The sequence below is a fragment of the Bartonella sp. TT110JLCBS genome (genome assembly GCF_042193405.1).
Classification (GTDB): Bacteria; Pseudomonadota; Alphaproteobacteria; order Rhizobiales; family Rhizobiaceae; genus Bartonella.
On record NZ_JBHILT010000343.1, the window covers coordinates 1 to 501 of the forward strand.

Below are 501 nucleotides of genomic sequence, written 5' to 3' on the forward strand. Positions count from 1 at the left end.
CAGAAACAAGCAATGGATATGATGTTGGTATAAGGTATGGAAATGGAAATTTCGGCGGTTCAGTCAGTGCCTTTTTTAATCAATACAAGGACTTTATAGATACTATAGATAAAGGGCCATCAGAGGAATTCAAATTTGCGCGTCGCCATTACATAAATCGTGCGAATGTGCGTATTTATGGTGCTGAAGCCAAAATACATTTGGCTCTTAATGGTGGATTCCATAGCAATTTTGCTCTTGCCTATTCGCAAGGAAAAGATCTTGATAAAGATGAATATCTTAACTCAATTCCAGCTTTAAAAGCGATTGTTGGGATCGGATATGCAAAAGAAATCTGGGGAGCAGACGTTGTTCTTACCTCATCTGCCAAACGCGATAAAGTTGCTAAGGAATCGGACTATCAAAAAATTCCAGGTTATAATATTATTGATGTGTCAGGTTGGTTGAAGCCATTTGGTGAAAAGGGTCCTGTTATAAGGGCTGGTGTTTATAATCTGTTCA

The 501-nt window shown here is 38.3% G+C and carries 1 protein-coding gene; it reads left to right on the forward strand.

The window, feature by feature from the left end:
* Nucleotides 1–501 (forward strand): TonB-dependent receptor domain-containing protein (locus tag ACFILW_RS11215; RefSeq protein WP_375685876.1); only part of this gene is annotated, 501 nt, incomplete at both ends.